Origin of the sequence: Nocardia higoensis, from assembly GCF_015477835.1 — a bacterium.
GTDB classification, from domain to species: Bacteria; Actinomycetota; Actinomycetes; order Mycobacteriales; family Mycobacteriaceae; genus Nocardia; species Nocardia higoensis_A.
In genome coordinates this window covers 220,501-237,244 of the sequence record NZ_JADLQN010000001.1, presented here as the reverse complement: position 1 = coordinate 237,244, position 16,744 = coordinate 220,501, and the positions used below count along the sequence as shown (strand labels likewise).

Here is a 16,744-nt window from a genome sequence, read left to right as displayed (position 1 = left end):
AGTGTCTCTGCGGCGGTCGTACCCGCACGATCGCGCCCGAATCCCGGGGCGAATACTGACCGCTATGGCTGTTGATCCACGCGGTATCGATCTGAAACGGTTCCTCGCCGAGGATCCCGGCGGTCCGGTGGTGATGCTGAACCTGCTGCGGTTCGCCCCCGAGGGCCGCGAACTGTATGCCCGCTACGCCGACGCCGTGACGGAGACGTTCGCCCCGCGCTACGGCGCCGAAGTGCTCTACGCCGGCGACGGGTCCACGGCGCTGGTGGCCGAGCAGGGCCAGGACTGGGATGCGGTGATCCTGGTGCGCTACCCGTCGCGACAGATCTTCTGCGAGATGGTCTCCGACCCCGAGTATCAGAAGGTGACCGCGTGGCGGACCGAGGCGCTGGAGGAAGCCGTCCTGCAGGCGACGTCGGCGTGGTGAAGCTCGACGATCTACCACTACGGAAGGATTATTGTGCTCGATCTGCGTGACCTGACGTTGCCTCTCGTCGGCGCCCCGATGGCAGGCGGCCCGTCCACGCCCGCGCTCGCCGCCGCTGTGAGCGAGGCGGGCGGACTCGGTTTCCTCGCCGCCGGCTACCGCACCACCGATCAGGTAGCCGAGCAGATCGAGCAGACCCGGGCGCTCACCACGCGGCCGTTCGGTGTGAACCTGTTCGTGCCACAGCCCAGCGTCGCGCGGGCGGAAGAGCTCGACCGATACCGCGCGAGGCTGGCCGCCGAGGCCGAGCGTTACGGCGCCGAGCCCGGACTGCCACATCCGGACGACGACGGCTGGCAGGCCAAGCTCGAGCTCGTCGAGGCATCCCGGCCTGCCGCGGTGTCGTTCACCTTCGGCTCTCCCGGCCGTGAGTGGATGGCCGCGTTCGCGCGAGCCGGAATTTTGACCCTCGTCACGGTCACCACTCCCGCAGAAGCCGACATGGCCGTCGCCGACGGCGCCGGGGCGCTCGTTGTGCAGGGCCCCGCAGCAGGCGGACACCGGGGGACGTTCGATCCCGCGGCTACCCCAGGGACCATGTCCCTGGCCGAACTGCTCGCCCACGTCGGGCGCGAGGTTCCGACGGTCGCGGCAGGCGGGTTGTCCACTCCCGAAACCGTCGCCGAAGTCCAGCAGCTCGGGGCTGTCGCGGCGCAGATCGGGACCGCTCTGCTGCTCGCCGAGGAAGCGGGGACGAACGCCGTGCATCGAGCCGCGCTGCGGTCCGCCGAGTTCACCAGAACCGACCTGACCAGGGCATTTTCCGGGCGCTATGCGCGAGGTCTGGTCAACGACTTCATGCGCCGCCACGACCCGCACGCTCCGTCGGGCTATCCGGAGGTCAACCAGATCACCGGGCCGTTGCGCGCGGCCGCGGTCCGGGCGGGCGACGCGCACGGCACCAGTCTGTGGGCAGGCACGGAATTCCACTCCGTCCGGCCCGGTCCTGCCAGGGCGATCCTGGAGTATTCGACCCCATAGCAACGCACTGACCACTACGTGCTCTCCAGCCCCTGCACTCACTCCCACGTTCAGGGGTGTTGCCATTTTCGCCCGCGCTGTTTGGACACCCCGATACCGGGAATAGCCGTCGTGTCACAACATTTCAGCGTGAAGCGGGAAACTCATGTTCATTGTCATCGGGCTCGCGGTTCTGCTCGCCGCGGTTGCAGTCGGGTTCGCGGTGGTCGCGGCCGACATCGACCAGATGCGCGTTGCCGCGGGCGATTTCGAAGTATTCGGGCATTCTTTCAGTCCATCCGTGGGAGAGGTTTTCAGCTCGGGCATCGGTATCGGTGCCGTGGGCATGCTCGGTCTGCTGCTCCTGCTGTTCGGTGTGTGGCGTACCGCCCGCCGCGGCAGTGAAGCGCGCCGGGAGCTACGACGTTCACGCCGGGAGGTCGCGGCAGCCCGTCGCGCCACTCCCGCACCTCAGGCCACTCAGGACACCGCGGCACCCCGCAGCGGACCCGTCTGGAGTGCGAACCGGTTTCTGAAACGCCCAGCGGGCGACAACTCCGAACCGGCCAAGGCGTGAACACATTCAGTCGGAACACGACTGTGGAGGAAAGGGAAAGACCGTGATCGTACTCGGATTGATTCTGCTGATCGTCGGCTGGTTGCTCGGCATCAACCTGCTGGTCACCGCGGGCATCGTGGTGCTGCTGGTCGGCGCTGCACTGTGGATCGCGGGCTCGGTGGGCCGCCCGGTCGGCGGCCGCAGGCACTACTACTGACACCGGTCGGCCGACGACAACTATCGGCCGAACTACTGACGCGGGAGGTACGCGATGGACCGGAATCCACCACGCCGTGAAAGCCGGCTCGAACATCGAGTGCAGGCCGCGCGCGGCAGCGTGAAGAAGTTCATGGGCAGGGCGACCGATGATCCCCGGCTCGAAGCACGAGGTCGCCGAGATCAGTTCCGCGGCAATATCAAACAGGCCGCGAGCAAGGTGCGAGACGCCTTCAAGCGTTGACGGATCGGCTCGGCACAGCAGAGGGCCCCACCCGGCTTCAGCCGGGCGGGGCCCTCTGGTTCGTCAATCGGCGGCGAGGCGGTGCCCGGGCATGACGAACCGGATCTGCACGATCGGACATTCGACACGGGAATTCGACGAAGTGCTCAGGATGCTGCGGAGCAACGACATCACCTGCCTGGTCGACGTGCGCGCCTTTCCCGCGTCCAGAAAGTTCCCGCAGTGGAATCATGAGGCGATCCGCGAGGCGCTTCCCGCGGACATCAGCTACCGCTGGATTCAGAAACTAGGCGGTCGTCGCCACACGCGGCAGGGCATCACGAGTGTCAACGATGCCTGGCGAGTCGCGGCATTCCGCGCCTATGCCGATTACATGGCCACCGACGAATTCGGCGAGGGATTGAGTGAATTGCTCGGACTCGCCGAGGACAACCGTCCGGCGATCATGTGCAGCGAGGCGGTGCCGTGGCGTTGTCACCGCAGGCTGATCACCGACGCGCTGATCATCAGGAACGTAGAGGTGGTGGACATCCTCTCACCCAACTCGGCCAAGCGCGCGGTCCTGAATCCGCACGCGCAGATTCGTGACGGTCAGCTGCTCTATCCGGCGCCCCCGCCGAGGCAGACCTGAGCATCGGCCGCGAGATCGCCTCCGCCCCGTCCCGCGCCGCGGGGAAACTCCAGCTTGGCTTCGGCACCGAGTGCGTCTGTCCCGGTGAGTGATTCGGTGACGGTGCGGAATTTGTTCTTCGACAGTTCACTCATGAAACTGTCTCCTTCTCGATCTCGGCCCCGGAGTGGCTCGCTGCGACAGGGCGGATCAGTCGTCGAGTTCGAGCTGCGCCACGGCCGCTTTGGCGGTGCGCCCCACCCCGATCAGCGTGGCCGACCCCGGGCCGGTCCAGTCTCCGTACCCGAGCAGATGCAGTCGCGATTCCTTCACCGCACGGGTGCCCGACACCGCTACCGTGCCGTCGGACTCCCGCAACCGCAACGGCCGCAGATGCGCGAGAGCCGGGCGAAACCCGGTGGCCCACACGATGACTTCGGCGCGCAAGCTCCGCCCGGTCTCATCCCAGTGGATGCCTTCGCTGGTCATCCTGTCGAACATCGGCAGCGTCTCCAGCGCGCCGCGATCCCTGGCGGCACGGACTTCCGGCACCATCACAACGTCCCCGAGGCTGCTGATGCCGCCTGGGTCCGGGCGTCCGGCCGCCAATGCCATGGCGCGCCGCGAGGCCATTTCGAACAGCACACGTCCGTCCACATCGTCCGGCAGAAACCGCGGTGGCCGCGTGGTCACCCATGCGGTGTCGGTGATCCCGGAGATCTCGGCGACCAGTTGCGCACCGGAATTGCCGCCGCCGACCACGACGACCGACCGGCCGGCGAATTCCTCCGACGTGCGGTAGTGCACGGTGTGCAGTTGCCTGCCGGCGAAGGTGCGGGCGCCGGGGTAGATCGGCCAGAACGGCTGCTGCCAGGTGCCGGTCGCGCTGAGTACCCGCCGGGCCCGCCACACTCCGGCAGTGGTGTCGACCCGCAGCCGCTGCCCGTCGTCGGCACGGGTCACCGCCCGCACGCGCACCGGTCGCCGGATCGGCAACTCGTAGCGCCGCTCGTAATCGGAGAGGTACTCGATGACGTGCCGCGCGGGCGGAAACCCGTCCTTCCACGGTGGCATCGGACGGCCCGGCAAGGACGCGTACTCCGCCGGAGAGAACAGTCGCAGCGACGGCCAGGTGTGGGGCCACGCACCGCCCGGAGCCGGCTGGTCATCGAGGATGACGAAGTCGTGTCCGGCCCGGCGCAGGTAGTACCCGGCTGCCAGCCCGGCCTGCCCGCCGCCGATCACCACCACATCGACGTCGATCGTACTCAGCGAAGTGGCCACACAACCCGATCCTAGGCGATCGACTGCACCGGCCTCCGCCGCCGCGACGTCCTCCGACGATCGCAGCAGCCGCGGGCGATCGACCGGTCAGGCGGCGATCATCCTCTCGCCCAACTCGATCAGACCCGCAGCCCTGAACGCGCACGCGCGTATCCGTGAGGAGCGGCTGGTCTATCCGGCGCACCCGCCCGGGCCGTAGCAGCCGCCGGTGGGCTCACGGTCACACGATGGCAGCCGAGGTGAGGTCGTAGATCGCGTATGCCGCACGCAGAACCGGCTGGGCGACATTGCGCACGCGGATGCCACCGGGCGTGGTGCCGTGCTCCGTGCCGGCGTGGGCGTGTCCGTGCACCGCGAGATCGGCGCCGTGCGTGTCGATGGCTTCCCCCAGCAGATAGGACCCGAGGAACGGATAGATCTCGTCGGGTTCGCCGTGCAAGGTGTCGCTGACCGGTGAGTAGTGCGTCAGCACCACAGTGAAGTCCGTGTCCAGGGCTGCCATGGCTCGACCGAGCGCGGCGGCGAGTTCCTCGGTGTGGCGGGCGAACATCCGCATCTGCGGCTCGCCGAACGCGCTCGCGCACTTGCCCGCGAAGCCGCCGCCGAAGCCTTTGGTTCCCGCGATGCCCAGCGTCGCACCACCGATGTCCAGCTGTACCGACGTTCCTTCCAGGACGATGATGCCCGCGGCGGTCAGAAGGTCGGTGATCTCTGCCTGAAGGTCGTTGTGATAGTCGTGATTTCCCAGCACCGCCACCACCGGCACGCCGCAGTCGCCGAACTCGGAGGCCACCACGGCGGCTTCGCCGATGGTGCCGTGTCGCGTGAGGTCACCGGCCAACAGCAGCACATCGGCTCGCGCGGAGAGCTCGGCGAGGGCTTCTCGCCAGCGACCACGGGAATCCTCGCCCAGATGGATGTCCCCCACCGCCGCGATGCGCAATTCTCTCAACTCCTTTCGCGACGCGACCGACGAGTCACGCTGAGCGTTTCGTGCTGATCCGGTGCGGTGATGTGTGCGACGCGCACATCGTTGTGCACCGCGAGCTGGGGCAGCGTCTCGCGCACCACGGTCTCGATCAATTGTCTGCGTTCATCGGATTCGACCTCGCCGTCGAGCACGATCGTCTCCCCGCGGATGGTGATGTGGATTCCGAGCTCGCAGGTGCGCTCGTCCTCGGCCAAAGCCTTCCTCAGGTGCGCGACGGCGTATTGCGGCGGTTCCGGCGATCCCACTGCTTCATCCCCTTTCCGAACCGGCATGGTCGGGCCGGGCGATGATCGCGAGATCGACGAGCAACCCGAAGAACGCGCGCGCATACGGTGACGTGCGCGTCTGTCTGTCGACGTCCGCCCAGTCCACTTGTTCGCGCAGATCGCGCGCGACCTGGAGCAGGGGCGCGAAGTCGAGTCGATGCGCGTCGAAGACCAACATCTTGTCCACCATGAGGTCGGTGCAACTGGCGACGGGCGCCTTGGCCGGTCCGATGCGCATGGTCGTGGCCCGATTCAGCAGTTCGTCGGTGACCGGGCGATCGTTCGGGCGATGAATCACATCGATCAGGACCCCGTCGGCGTACACCTTGCGCAGCCAATCCTCCGGCGGATCACAGACCCGCATTCCGGCCCGTGCGAGGGCCCGCACCGCCCGGTCGCAATCTCGCGGTTTGACCAGGATGTCCACATCGTGCTGGGACGCGGGCCCGCCGCGCGCGTACACCGCGCAACCGCCGCCGACGGCGAACGGGATTCCGGCTGCCGCGAGCGCGTTCACCGCTCGGGTCAGTGCATGCAGCAGTTCATCGATGCCCACAGACACGGGGACCGCCTACCCGCCAGCTCGTGACCATGTCACTCCTCGCTCGAATGAGCCTGCCATCTGCGCGTGCCCGCGAACTCGGCACTCGTGGTCTACGCCCTCTGTGGCTACCCGATTCGGCGCGGCCGAATCTCTGACGCCGAGCTGCTGTCCGGACAGACCGTCACGGTCTGATAATGCATCGGAAGCCGATGTGACATGTCGAGGTATCCTCGGTCTCACCCTGCCGTGCCGCGGGCCGGTATCGCAGGCAGTAGTTCGGCGCACACAGGTGCGAGCCGCCTTTGATCACCCGGCGCGCGTAGGGCTCGCCGGGTTCGGACGCGGGTGCGACAGTGATGCGCGGATCGGCGGGAATGCAGCAGGATTTTCCCGACGATGCCATCGTGCCCGCCCCGGAGTGATCGGCGGTGTAATGATCCGCCGTCCACTCCCACACATTGCCCGCCATGTCGCTGAGCCGGTAGCCGTTCGGCGGGAACCGGCCCACCGGCGATGTATCCGCTACGCCGTCATTGTTCAGGTTCTCCCAGGGAAACCGGCCTTGCCAGACGTTGGCGGCACGCCTGCCGTGCGGTTCGTGCGTGGCACCCCACACGAACGGCTGGCGATCCAGGCCACCCCGCGCGGCGAATTCCCACTCCGATTCGGTCGGCAACTCCTTCCCTGCCCACTGCGCGTAGGCCATGGCGTCGAACCAGGAGACGTGGGTGACCGGATGACGTTGCCGTCCATCGAGATTGCTTCCAGGCCCGCGTGGGTGGCGCCAATCCGCACCCGGCACGAAAGACCACCAGCGCCGGTAGTCGTCGAGCGGCACCGGGCCGCGGGTGGGGGTGAACACCAGGGAACCCGGGACCAGCAACGACGGGTCCGCTGCTGGGTACTGCGCCGGGTCCGGGGGCGTTTCGGCGGTGGTTCGGTGTCCGGTGTCTTTCACGAATCGAAGGAACTCGGCCACCGTCACCGGATGGATATCCATCCAGAAGCCGTCCACGGAGACTTGGTGCACGGGCCGTTCTTCCGGATAGAAGTCTCGAGATCCCATCCAGAAGGTCCCGCCGGGTATCCACTCCATGTTCTTCGGAGTAGTACGTGTCATGGACGTCAGCCTGCCACCGGTGTACGCAGGCGCAAGGGTTATCAGGGCCGTAGCCGTCACAATGATTTCAGGACCATTGACACCTGCAGGCCGGGGGGCGGAGCATGGGGTGAGGACGAGCGTGACAATACGATCCCGCACCAGATCGGCGCGCGGCGAGTTTCTGCTCACCCCATTGTCGGGTGAGGCTCTTGGTGCCCCCATGTTCTTCGATATCGCAATGAGCCGCCCGGAAGCGCAATAACCGGACACACCACACGACGATCGCAGCAGCCCGTTGGACATGGCGCACAGAGGGATCACGGGCCGAACGGCGATCGCCCGGCAGGATCGGATGGAGCGACACCATGGCCGGAAAGCACCAGGGAAAGATCGCGGTCGACATTCGTGACTCGGTCCCCGACTGGACACCATATCTGCCCGCACAGGCCCCCGAAGACGCTCCGAACATCCTGCTCATCGCATGGGACGATGTGGGGTACGGCACCACAGACGTCTTCGGCGGCCCTGTCGAGACCCCGACCATGAGACGCATCGCGGACATGGGGATGCGCTGTTCGAACTTCCATACCACGGCACTGTGTTCACCGACCCGGGCATCGCTGTTGACCGGTCGCAACGCCACAAGCAACGGCATGGCGACCATCGCCGAATTGAGCTCCGGATTCCCTGGAATCTCGACCCGTATTCCCTTCGAGAACGGGTTCGTCTCCGAGGTCCTGGCCGAGCGGGGCTGGAATACCTACTGCGTCGGAAAGTGGCATCTGACCCCGGGCGATGAAACCGATATGTCGGCGGTCAAGAGCCGATGGCCGCTGGGACGAGGGTTCGAGCGTTTCTACGGCTTTCTCGGCGGCGAGACGAACAGCTGGTACCCCGACCTGGTCTACGACAATCATCCGATCGACGCTCCCGGCGTCCCCGAGGACGGATACCACCTGTCGAAGGATCTGGCCGACAAGTCGATCGAGTTCATCCGAGACGCGAAATCGGTCGACCCCGACAAGCCGTTCTTCATGTATCTCGCGCCGCAGGCAGCGCACGCACCGCACCACGTCTTCACGGAGTGGGCCGACCGGTACAAGGGCAGATTCGACGAGGGCTACGAGGCCATCCGCGCCGGAATTCTCCGACGGCAGAAGGAACTCGGAATACTGCCCGAGGACACCGAACTCTCCCCCATCAACCCGCACGGGGAGCCGGCGACCACCGGACCGGACGGACAACCATGGCCACAACTCGACACCGTCCGGCCATGGGATTCGCTCTCCGCCGAGGAGAAACGCCTTTTCGCACGTATGGCCGAGGTATTCGCCGGCTACGTCTCCTATGCCGACGATCAGCTCGGGCGGGTAATCGACTTCCTGGCCGACGCGGGACAGCTCGACAACACGCTCATCATCGTGATCTCCGACAACGGCGCCAGTGGCGAGGGCGGTCCGAACGGCTCGTTCAACGAGTGGCGCTTCTTCAACGGGGTGGCCGATACGACCGAGGAGACACTTCCGCATCTCGAAGAGCTCGGCGGTCCGAAGTCGTACAACCACTACAACACCGGATGGGCGTGGGCCTTCGATACGCCGTTTCCGTATTGGAAGCGGTGGGCCGGCTACGAGGGTGGCATCGCCGACATGTGCCTGATCGCCTGGCCAGGGAAACTCGAGCCCCGGAACGAACCTGTGCATCAGTACATCCATGCCGTCGACGTTGTTCCGACGATCTACGAACTGGTGGGAATCGAGCCACCGGAAATGCTGAAGGGCTACCCGCAGAGCCCCATCGAGGGAGAGAGCTTCGCGGCCGCGCTGACCGACCCCGAGGCGCCGGGGAAGCAGACGCAGTTCTACACGATGCTCGGCCAACGGTCGCTCTACCACCGAGGATGGCTCGCCTGTTCTGTGCATCCACCCCTGTCCGGGTGGGGCAACTACGAACGGGATGTGTGGGAGCTCTACCACCTCGAATCGGACCGAGCCCAGGCCGTGAACCTCGCGAACGAGGAGCCCGAACGTCTGGCGTCGCTGAAGGATCTGTGGTTCTACTACGCCGGCCTCTACAACGGACTTCCCCTCGACGACCGCACCGTCGTCGAGCAAACCGTCGCCGAGCGCCCGCACCCCGGCAAGAACCGAAACCGATACGTGTACTTCCCGGACTGCGCCGATGTTCCCGAATCCGCTGGGGTCTCGATCATCGGTCGCTCGTACACCATCGCGGCCGGGGTCCGCGTGGACACCGCCGACGCCGAGGGAGTTCTCTACGCGCACGGTGGTATCACCGGCGGACACAGCCTGTACGTCAAAGACCGGCGTTTGCGCTACGCATTCAACTGGATCGGAACCCGTATGCAGAACATCGTCGCCGACCGCGACATGACCCCGGGTCCGCATGTCTGCACCGCCGAATTCGTGCTGCAGGGCAAGAACACCGATCCGGCCATGCCGGGCTTCAAGGGAACCGCCACTCTCTATGTCGATGACCGGAAAGTGGCCGCCGGGGAGATCGTCACCCAACCAGGCGTCTTCTGCCTCGTCGGCGACGGCATCTGCGTCGGACGCGACAGCGCGTCACCGGTCACACCGGACTACACCTCACCATTCGCCTTCACCGGCGGCACAATCGACAGGGTCGTCATCGATGTGTCCGGTGAACGATACATCGACCACGAGGCGCAAGTGCGGGGCTGGTTCATGATCGACTGATCGGCGATCGATCGCCGGTGCGGGCCGTCCTGCGCGCCGACCGCGACCGGAGCACACTTTGGTCCCTGCGAAAAGGGCAGTGCGTCTCTCGCCTGGTGCCGCGACGGCTCGCACACTCACAATCAGGGCTCTCCGCACCAGAGGAAGAAGATCGACAACGGTGAAGATCGACAACGGTGACAATGGCGCAGCGCGGCGAGGTGCGCGGTCATGATCGTGCCCCCGCGATGACCGCTCGCCCCGGTATCGGTCCTTCTCCCGACCGATCCATCCTGCCGCCACACCACCGGGTTCCGGTGCCGAGGCAAGTCGGCGCCTCGGCCTCGGGAGCCGTCGCAGGGGAGCGCTGACGTGCTGCGCGGCAGCGTACCGCTGGGACGGATCACCGGCGTGCGAGTCGACGTGCACTGGTCGGCGCTGGCCACCGTCGCTCTCTTCACCGTGGTGCTGGGCCGGTGGCTCGCCTCTGTGCACGGTGGCTCGCCGGGAGTCTGGCTCAGCGCGGCAGCGGGCGCGGTGGGGTTGTCGGCGGCGCTGCTCGCGCACGAACTCGCGCACACGATCGTCGCTCGGCGACACGGTGTGCACGTCGAGCGAGTGGTCCTGTGGCTGCTCGGCGGGCTCTCGGAACTGCGAGAAGAACCGCCGGACCCGACCGCCGACCTGCGTATCGCGCTGGCCGGGCCCTTCACCAGCGCCGCGCTCGGCGCGGGTTTCCTGCTCACCGGCTCGCTGCTCGACGGCCTCGTCGCCGCGCCTGTGCTCGATGTGCTGGTGTGGCTGGCGGTGATGAATTTCCTGCTGGCGGCGTTCAACCTGCTGCCGGGCGCGCCGCTCGACGGCGGACGCGTCCTGCGGGCGGTGCTGTGGCGGCGCGGCGGCGACCAGTTCCGGGCAGCGGTCACAGCCGCGCGGACCGGCCGCGTCATCGGCTTCGTCCTGATCGGCCTCGGCGGGCTGGAGATCGTGCTGCTCGGCGACCTGAGCGGCTTGTGGTTGATGATGCTGGGCTGGTTCCTGACCACAGCGGCACGCGTGGAACTGAGCGCCGCGGGCCTGCGACATCAACTGGCGGATACCACGGTCCGGCAGGTGATGACCGAACGCCCGATCGCGCTACCGCAGACCTGGACGGTGACCGAACTGCTGTGCTCGGACGCGCCGCGCAGCGGTCATCAGGTCTTTCCGGTGGTGAGTGCCGACGGCGTGCCCGTGGGCGTGCTGTCCCTGCGTGATCTGTTGCCGATCCCCGCACAACACCGCCCGACGTCCCGACTGGGCAGCGTCGCGAGGCCGCTTCCCGCCTCCGCCCGCGCCCATCCGGACGAATCGCTCGCCGCTGTCGCGACCCGCACGCTGCTCCGGCCGGATCTCGACGCGGTCACCGTGGTGGACGACGGGGGCCGGCTGATCGGCATCCTGACGGCGACGGACCTGACCACCGCGTGCCAGCGCAGCGCGCTGGGGCTGCCGATCCAGGACCGGCGAGGAGAACAGCCGAGGTGACCCGCCGGCAGTCGACCGGTCAGGCGGCGGCGTATCGGGCCGATGGTTCGGCCAGTGCCTGATCGCGCAGCCGGGCGAGAGTGCGGGTCAGGATTCGGGACACCTGCATCTGGGAGACCCCGATCCGCTCGGCGATCTCGGCTTGGGTGAGGTTGTCGAAGAATCGCATCACCAGCACGTCCCGCTCACGCCGCGGCAGGGCGGCCAGCAACGGCCGGACCGCCATGGCGTCTTCGAGCAGCCGGTAGCAGGGTTCCTCGGCACCCAGGCGCGCGGCGATGGTCGTCCCCGCGCCGTCCTCGTCATGGTGGGTCGCGTCGAGAGAGTCGGTGTTGTAGCAGTTGGCGGCGATCATGGCCTGCGTGATCTCGGTGCGCTCGACTCCGAGTTCGGCGGCGATCTCGCTCGGGCGCGGCGACCGACCGAGTTCCTGCGACAACTTCTCCACCGCCGGCGCGATCTTTCCCTGCAACTCCTTGGTGCCGCGCGGGACGCGCATGCTCCAGGCGTGGTCGCGGAAGTGGCGGCGGACCTCGCCCATGATCGTCGGCACGGCGAAGCCGAGGAAACTGGAGCCGCGGGCCGGGTCGTAGCGGTCGATCGCGCCGAGCATGCCGACGTAGGCGACCTGCTGCAAATCCTCGTGCTCGATGCCGCGGCCGCGGAAGCGCGCGGCGATGTGCTCGGCCAACGGCAGGCACCGGGTGATGATCTGCTCACGCATCTCCGCGCGCTGAGGGTCGGCGGGGTCGAGGGCGGCGAGCTTGTCGAACCACGGCTCGAGGTTGTCGTAGGAGTCACCGTCGTGACGTGACGAGCTCGAGTTCGTATTCGGTGTTGCGCTCATGCGAATGCCTCTCGATCCTGGGTAGAACGTTGGTGGGGCTAGGTAACCCTCCTGGAGCGAGAGTCAAACAAGGCTCTTCTCCGCTGTTTTCGTGGCGGTCGTCACTTCAGCCTCCGAGGATGACGGATTTCCCAGGCGGCGACTCATTTCCGACCGAGTTCTCCCCGTTTTCCGCATTGTTATCCGGGTAGGCGCTCGCCGAGGGACACGATCCACAGTCGAACAGCCGATCCTGACCGACTGCCGCGAAAGAGGGAGCCTGCCCATGAAGTTCGTCGATGCGATCGTCTGCGCTACCGCGGCGGTGGGAGCCGCGAGTGTCTTCCCGGCCGCGGCATCGGCGTCGGCCGTGCACTGTGCCGCCGACTCCGGCATCGACGCCATGGCCATCGATGGCGAAACCGGTTGCCGGGCAGTGGGTTCCGTGGGTGGCCGGGCGCATTCGGCCGGGCTCGACGGCGTCGGCTATGCGGGGGCGGCGTTCGGCTCGCAAGCGATCGGTGTCGGTGTGGCCGGGGGCGTGGGAGCAAGCGACGGTGTCGAGGGCATGGCGCTGGCCGCGGGGTTCGGTCCGGACGCCCTCGCGTCGAACATCGGCGCCGACCGCGAACCGGACAAGGCGCCGTCGACGACGGTGGCGATCGCTTTCGCCGGCTCCCGCGCGGAGGTCGTCGGCGGATTCGGCGGTTCAGTGGTGTGCTTGGGGGCGGGCGCGGTCGCCTGGGACGAGCGCAGCGGGGCCGCGTGCCTGGCGACGCCTTTCGGGGTCTGGAAGTTGTCGGGTGAGAGCCCCTCGGGGCGCCTGCGGTGAGCCGGGCAGCGCGGGACCATCGCCCCCGCCGTTCGGCAACTTTGGTCCCTTGGGATCGGTGACCTATCGGCGCACGCTGAAGGCTGAAGGATGCGCCGTCCCGATTCGCACCGGGTGAACACCGAGGAGGCTGCTGTGTCACATTCCGATGATCCGTTCGCGCCCGCTGTGCAGACGGCGCACGACTGGTTGCGTGCCGTCGCCGACGCTCTCGGCACCGACGATCTGATATTCGCCCATCGCGCCCTGCGGGCATGGATGCACACGGTGCGCGATCGCATCGGCGTGGCGAACTCCGCGCATCTGACCGCCCAGCTGCCCGAACTGCTGCGCGGGATCTACTACGAGGGCTGGGTGCCCGCGCACGTGCCGGTGCACCACGGCCAGGCGGCCTTCACCGAGCAATTCGCCAGGGTCGCGGGCATCGGCCGCGACGAGGTCGGCGAGGTGGCGGGGGCGGTGACCGCCGCGTTGTCCGAGCTGTTCTCCCCCGGGCAGGTCGATCGCGTGTTCGCGGTGTTGCCTGGTCACCTGTACACCGTGCTCTGCGGGATCGAGGTCGAGGAAGAAGGGGCCCAGGCCGCCGTGTCCGAGCGCCGGCACGGGCGATCGGCCGCCGATCACCCGATGCCGCTGCGCGAGCAGGTCCGCGCGCTCGGTGATGCCGTCGCCGCGCTCGCCCGCGGGTTGGAGCAGCTCCCGATCAGCAGTGCCGACGAGGACCGCACGTCCTCCGCGGCGCAGGAGGCGCATCGGATCCTGTTGGCCGAGGGCTTCGTCCCCACCGTCCGAAAGCGCTGACACCACACGTGACCGGGCCGCCCGACCTCACCGACTCTCGCGAGCTGTTGGCGGCCGGTGGCCTGACCGACGCCGAAGCAGCCGAACGACTTCGGCGCGACGGGCCGAACGCGCTGCCCGCGCCGAAGCGCCCCAACCCGCTGGCGCTGCTGGCCGCGCAGCTCACGCACTTCTTCGCGGTGATGCTGTGGGTGGCCGCGGGGCTGGCGCTGATCGCGGGGATGCCCGCACTGGCGGTGGCCATCGCGGTGGTCGTCGTCCTCAACGGCGCGTTCGCCTTCGCCCAGGAGTATCGGGCCGACCGCGCCGCCGAACGCCTGCGTGACCTGCTCCCGGTCCGGGCGCGGGTGCGCCGTGGCGGTCGGCTGACGGTGGTCGATTCCACCGCCCTGGTGCTCGACGATCTGGTGGTGCTGCGGGCAGGTGACCGGATCTGCGCCGACGCCGAGGTGCTCGATATCCACGCGAAGCATCTCGAGGTCGACGAGTCGATGCTCACCGGGGAAAGCAGGGCGGTGCACACCGAGCCCGGCGCGCGGTTGTTCGCCGGGACGTATGTGGTCAGCGGACAGGGCGAAGCACGGGTCACCGCCGTCGGCCCGCGCACTCGGCTCGCGGGGCTCGCGGCGGTCACCGAGCACGCGACCCGGCCTCGGAGTCCCCTGTCGCGCCAGTTGCACCGCGTCGTGCGAATGGTGGCGCTCATCGCGATCGGGGTCGGCGTGCTGTCCTTCGCCGTGTTCGCCGTACTCGGGCGCGACACCACACAGAGCGTGCTGTTCTCCATAGGCGTCACCGTCGCATTGGTGCCGGAGGGACTGCTCCCGACCGTGACGCTGTCGCTGGCACGGGCGGGCCAGCGGATGGCCGCCGCGAACGCCCTGGTCCGCAGGCTGGAGGCGGTCGAGACACTCGGGGCCACCACGTTCGTGTGCACCGACAAGACCGGGACGCTCACCCGTAACGAGATGCAGGTCGTCGAGGTGTGGACGGCGGCGGGCACCGTGATCGTGGAAGGCGAGGGCTATCGCCCCGAGGGCGAGGCACGCGGCGGCCCGGACGCGGTCGCGGCGACCCGTGCCGCCGCCGATTCCGCGGCCCGTTGCTCTCCCGACGCGCATGTGCGCGAAGATCGCGGCCGCTGGCTGCCGGTCGGCGACCCGCTCGAGGTGGCGGTGCATGTGCTCGCCGGGAAGTTGGGCGTCCAGGCCGCCCCTCCTCCGCTGCACCGGGAGCCGTTCGACAATCGGATCCGCCTTGCGACGGTCACCGACCGCGACGGTCTCCACCTCATCGGCGCTCCCGAGGCTGTATTCGCCGCCTGCCGCCGCGACCGCCCGGCGAACGCCGACACCGGCACCGGCACGATCAGCACCGACACCGACCTGGTGACCGCTCGGCTCACCACACCGACCGCCGCCGTCGACACGGCGGACACCGCCATCGATACAGCGGACGCCGAGATCGACACGGCCGCAACGCAACTCGAGGAGATGACCGCGCGCGGACTGCGGGTCATCGCGGTCGCTCATACATCCGATCCGGCAGCTGCGCCGCGGGTGCTCGCACTGCTCGCCTTCGCGGACCCGCCGCGCCCCGATGTCGCCGCCGCGATCACCGCATGCCGGACAGCGGGCATCAAGATCGCCATGGTCACCGGAGATCATCCCGGTACCGCCACCGCGATCGCCACCGACATCGGATTCTTCGGACCCGACCACAGCATCGTGGTGGAGGGAAAGGACCTTCCCGCCGATGACGACGCGCTGGCCGACCTGCTCGAACGCGACGGCGTGGTCGTGGCCAGGGTGGCTCCCGAGGAGAAACTGCGTATAACCCTCGCCCTGCAGAAGCGCGGACATGTGGTGGCGATGACCGGTGACGGCGTGAACGACGGACCGGCCCTGCGCACCGCCGACATCGGGGTCGCCATGGGCGCGTCCGGCACCGATGTCGCCAGAGAAGCCGCCGATCTAGTCCTGCTCGACGATCATTTCGGCACCATCGTCGCCGCCGTCGAGCTCGGCCGGGCTACCTTCGCCAATATCCGGCGCTTTCTGACCTACCACTTGACCGACAACGTCGCCGAGCTCACGCCGTTCGCGGTGTGGGCGGCCTCCGGCGGTTCGATCCCGCTCGGCTTCACGGTGCTGCAGGTCCTGGCCCTCGACATCGGCACCGACATGTTGCCCGCGCTGGCCCTGGGCGCCGAGCCGCCGAATCCACGCACCATGTCGGGACCGGCGCGGACCGGCTCGCTGGTGGACGGCCGGTTGCTGCGGCGCGCGTTCGGCGTGCTCGGTCCGGTGGAAGCAGGTGTCGGCATGATCGCCTTCCTGCTCGTCCTCGGGGCGGGCGGGTGGACGCTGGGCACCACCCCGGACGCGGCGCTGCTGGCCACCGCTTCGGGCACGCTGTTCACGGCCGTGGTCCTGGGGCAGTTGACCAACGCGTTTCTGTGCCGCAGCGAGACCCGGTGGTTCGGCGTGACCGGCTGGCGCGGCAACCCGCTGCTACTGGTCGCCATCGCGATCGAACTCGCTCTGCTCGTGGTCTTCCTCTGGGTGCCGCCACTGCCCGGCCTGCTCGGCGGAACCCCGCCCGACTCGGTGGGCTGGGCCGCGGCCGCCGCCGCCATCCCGGCCATGCTGATGGCCGACACGGCGTACAAAGCGTGGCGCGGTAGCCGGCGGCGGCGGTCATCGGATCGAGCTCGATCCGGCCGTTCGTCCCCGCCGCGCGACCACCGCAGCGCCGAATCGTCGAAAGCTACCGCAGGACTGTGAGATTCGATCG

Annotated in this window: 19 protein-coding genes; 11 read left to right on the top strand and 8 right to left on the bottom strand. The window is 68.0% G+C overall.

Annotated elements, in window-relative coordinates:
• The first annotated feature begins 64 nt into the window (after nt 1-64).
• Nucleotides 65-427 (top strand): DUF1330 domain-containing protein, encoded by a 363-nt coding sequence (locus IU449_RS01030; RefSeq protein WP_195000093.1) that lies wholly within the window; start codon nt 65-67, stop codon nt 425-427.
• A gap of 30 nt (nt 428-457) precedes the next feature.
• Complete coding sequence (locus tag IU449_RS01025; RefSeq protein ID WP_195002226.1) at nt 458-1,468, top strand: nitronate monooxygenase; 1,011 nt, start codon at nt 458-460, stop codon at nt 1,466-1,468.
• A 124-nt stretch (nt 1,469-1,592) separates the two neighbouring features.
• Here IU449_RS01025 and IU449_RS01020 read toward each other — a convergent pair whose 3' ends face one another.
• Nucleotides 1,593-1,733, bottom strand: coding sequence for a hypothetical protein (locus tag IU449_RS01020; protein WP_195000092.1), 141 nt, complete (start codon nt 1,731-1,733; stop codon nt 1,593-1,595).
• A 15-nt stretch (nt 1,734-1,748) separates the two neighbouring features.
• Here IU449_RS01020 and IU449_RS01015 point away from each other — a divergent pair, with 15 nt between their 5' ends.
• From IU449_RS01015 to IU449_RS01000, 4 genes are all read left to right on the top strand, one after another.
• Nucleotides 1,749-2,024 carry a hypothetical protein gene (locus IU449_RS01015; RefSeq protein ID WP_195000091.1) on the top strand — a complete coding sequence of 92 codons (276 nt, stop codon included), beginning with the start codon at nt 1,749-1,751 and terminating at the stop codon, nt 2,022-2,024.
• 43 nt (nt 2,025-2,067) lie between these two features.
• Entirely contained in the window at nt 2,068-2,223 is a 156-nt protein-coding gene (locus tag IU449_RS01010) for a DUF6131 family protein (RefSeq protein ID WP_169811613.1), read from the top strand.
• 54 nt (nt 2,224-2,277) lie between these two features.
• The gene (locus tag IU449_RS01005; protein WP_195000090.1) at nt 2,278-2,466 is read left to right on the top strand and encodes a CsbD family protein; all 189 of its coding nucleotides are present in this window, start codon (nt 2,278-2,280) and stop codon (nt 2,464-2,466) included.
• Nucleotides 2,467-2,557: 91 nt separating this feature from the next.
• Nucleotides 2,558-3,097, top strand: a complete 540-nt coding sequence (locus IU449_RS01000; protein WP_195000089.1) for a DUF488 family protein — start codon at nt 2,558-2,560, stop codon at nt 3,095-3,097.
• On the opposite strand, the gene IU449_RS00995 is transcribed toward IU449_RS01000, so the two are convergent.
• The 6 genes from IU449_RS00995 to IU449_RS00970 form a co-directional block, all read right to left on the bottom strand.
• Nucleotides 3,067-3,231: a hypothetical protein gene (locus tag IU449_RS00995; RefSeq protein WP_195000088.1), complete on the bottom strand. Its 165-nt coding sequence runs from the start codon at nt 3,229-3,231 to the stop codon at nt 3,067-3,069. The genes IU449_RS01000 and IU449_RS00995 overlap by 31 nt on opposite strands.
• 55 nt (nt 3,232-3,286) lie before the next feature.
• On the bottom strand, nt 3,287-4,348 hold the full coding sequence (locus tag IU449_RS00990; protein ID WP_195002225.1) for an ArsO family NAD(P)H-dependent flavin-containing monooxygenase: 1,062 nt from the start codon (nt 4,346-4,348) through the stop codon (nt 3,287-3,289).
• Between the two features lie 232 nt (nt 4,349-4,580).
• On the bottom strand, nt 4,581-5,303 hold the full coding sequence (locus IU449_RS00985) for a metallophosphoesterase family protein (protein WP_195002224.1): 723 nt from the start codon (nt 5,301-5,303) through the stop codon (nt 4,581-4,583).
• 5 nt (nt 5,304-5,308) lie between these two features.
• Nucleotides 5,309-5,596, bottom strand: a complete 288-nt coding sequence (locus IU449_RS00980; protein WP_324188032.1) for a BON domain-containing protein — start codon at nt 5,594-5,596, stop codon at nt 5,309-5,311.
• 4 nt (nt 5,597-5,600) lie between these two features.
• Nucleotides 5,601-6,179, bottom strand: a complete 579-nt coding sequence (locus IU449_RS00975; protein ID WP_324188031.1) for a nucleotidyltransferase family protein — start codon at nt 6,177-6,179, stop codon at nt 5,601-5,603.
• Between the two features lie 163 nt (nt 6,180-6,342).
• Nucleotides 6,343-7,281 (bottom strand): formylglycine-generating enzyme family protein, encoded by a 939-nt coding sequence (locus tag IU449_RS00970; protein WP_195002222.1) that lies wholly within the window; start codon nt 7,279-7,281, stop codon nt 6,343-6,345.
• 347 nt (nt 7,282-7,628) lie between these two features.
• Here IU449_RS00970 and IU449_RS00965 point away from each other — a divergent pair, with 347 nt between their 5' ends.
• Both IU449_RS00965 and IU449_RS00960 read left to right on the top strand, forming a co-directional pair.
• Complete coding sequence (locus IU449_RS00965; protein WP_195000086.1) at nt 7,629-9,983, top strand: arylsulfatase; 2,355 nt, start codon at nt 7,629-7,631, stop codon at nt 9,981-9,983.
• A gap of 351 nt (nt 9,984-10,334) precedes the next feature.
• On the top strand, nt 10,335-11,489 hold the full coding sequence (locus tag IU449_RS00960; protein WP_195000085.1) for a site-2 protease family protein: 1,155 nt from the start codon (nt 10,335-10,337) through the stop codon (nt 11,487-11,489).
• Nucleotides 11,490-11,508: 19 nt separating this feature from the next.
• Here the strand turns inward: IU449_RS00960 and IU449_RS00955 are convergent, their stop codons facing one another.
• Nucleotides 11,509-12,336, bottom strand: a complete 828-nt coding sequence (locus tag IU449_RS00955; protein ID WP_195000084.1) for an RNA polymerase sigma factor SigF — start codon at nt 12,334-12,336, stop codon at nt 11,509-11,511.
• Nucleotides 12,337-12,601: 265 nt separating this feature from the next.
• Between IU449_RS00955 and IU449_RS00950 the strand changes: the two genes are divergently transcribed.
• From IU449_RS00950 to IU449_RS00940, 3 genes are all read left to right on the top strand, one after another.
• A complete protein-coding gene (locus tag IU449_RS00950; protein ID WP_195000083.1) occupies nt 12,602-13,147 on the top strand; it encodes a DUF6764 family protein in 546 nt (181 codons plus the stop codon).
• 135 nt (nt 13,148-13,282) lie between these two features.
• Nucleotides 13,283-13,948 (top strand): DUF2267 domain-containing protein, encoded by a 666-nt coding sequence (locus tag IU449_RS00945; RefSeq protein ID WP_195000082.1) that lies wholly within the window; start codon nt 13,283-13,285, stop codon nt 13,946-13,948.
• A gap of 8 nt (nt 13,949-13,956) precedes the next feature.
• A complete protein-coding gene (locus IU449_RS00940; RefSeq protein WP_195000081.1) occupies nt 13,957-16,734 on the top strand; it encodes a cation-translocating P-type ATPase in 2,778 nt (925 codons plus the stop codon).
• The last annotated feature ends 10 nt before the right edge of the window (nt 16,735-16,744 follow it).

Excerpts from the sequence above, each read along its gene's own strand:
- IU449_RS01030 (WP_195000093.1), top strand. The coding sequence starts at position 65 with ATGGCTGTTGATCCACGCGGTATCGATCTGAAACGGTTCCTCGCCGAG.
- IU449_RS01020 (WP_195000092.1), bottom strand. The coding sequence starts at position 1,733 with ATGCCCGAATACTTCGAAATCGCCCGCGGCAACGCGCATCTGGTCGAT.
- IU449_RS01005 (WP_195000090.1), top strand. The coding sequence starts at position 2,278 with ATGGACCGGAATCCACCACGCCGTGAAAGCCGGCTCGAACATCGAGTG.
- IU449_RS01000 (WP_195000089.1), top strand. The coding sequence starts at position 2,558 with ATGACGAACCGGATCTGCACGATCGGACATTCGACACGGGAATTCGAC.
- IU449_RS00995 (WP_195000088.1), bottom strand. The coding sequence starts at position 3,231 with ATGAGTGAACTGTCGAAGAACAAATTCCGCACCGTCACCGAATCACTC.
- IU449_RS00970 (WP_195002222.1), bottom strand. The coding sequence starts at position 7,281 with ATGACACGTACTACTCCGAAGAACATGGAGTGGATACCCGGCGGGACC.
- IU449_RS00965 (WP_195000086.1), top strand. The coding sequence starts at position 7,629 with ATGGCCGGAAAGCACCAGGGAAAGATCGCGGTCGACATTCGTGACTCG.
- IU449_RS00955 (WP_195000084.1), bottom strand. The coding sequence starts at position 12,336 with ATGAGCGCAACACCGAATACGAACTCGAGCTCGTCACGTCACGACGGT.
- IU449_RS00950 (WP_195000083.1), top strand. The coding sequence starts at position 12,602 with ATGAAGTTCGTCGATGCGATCGTCTGCGCTACCGCGGCGGTGGGAGCC.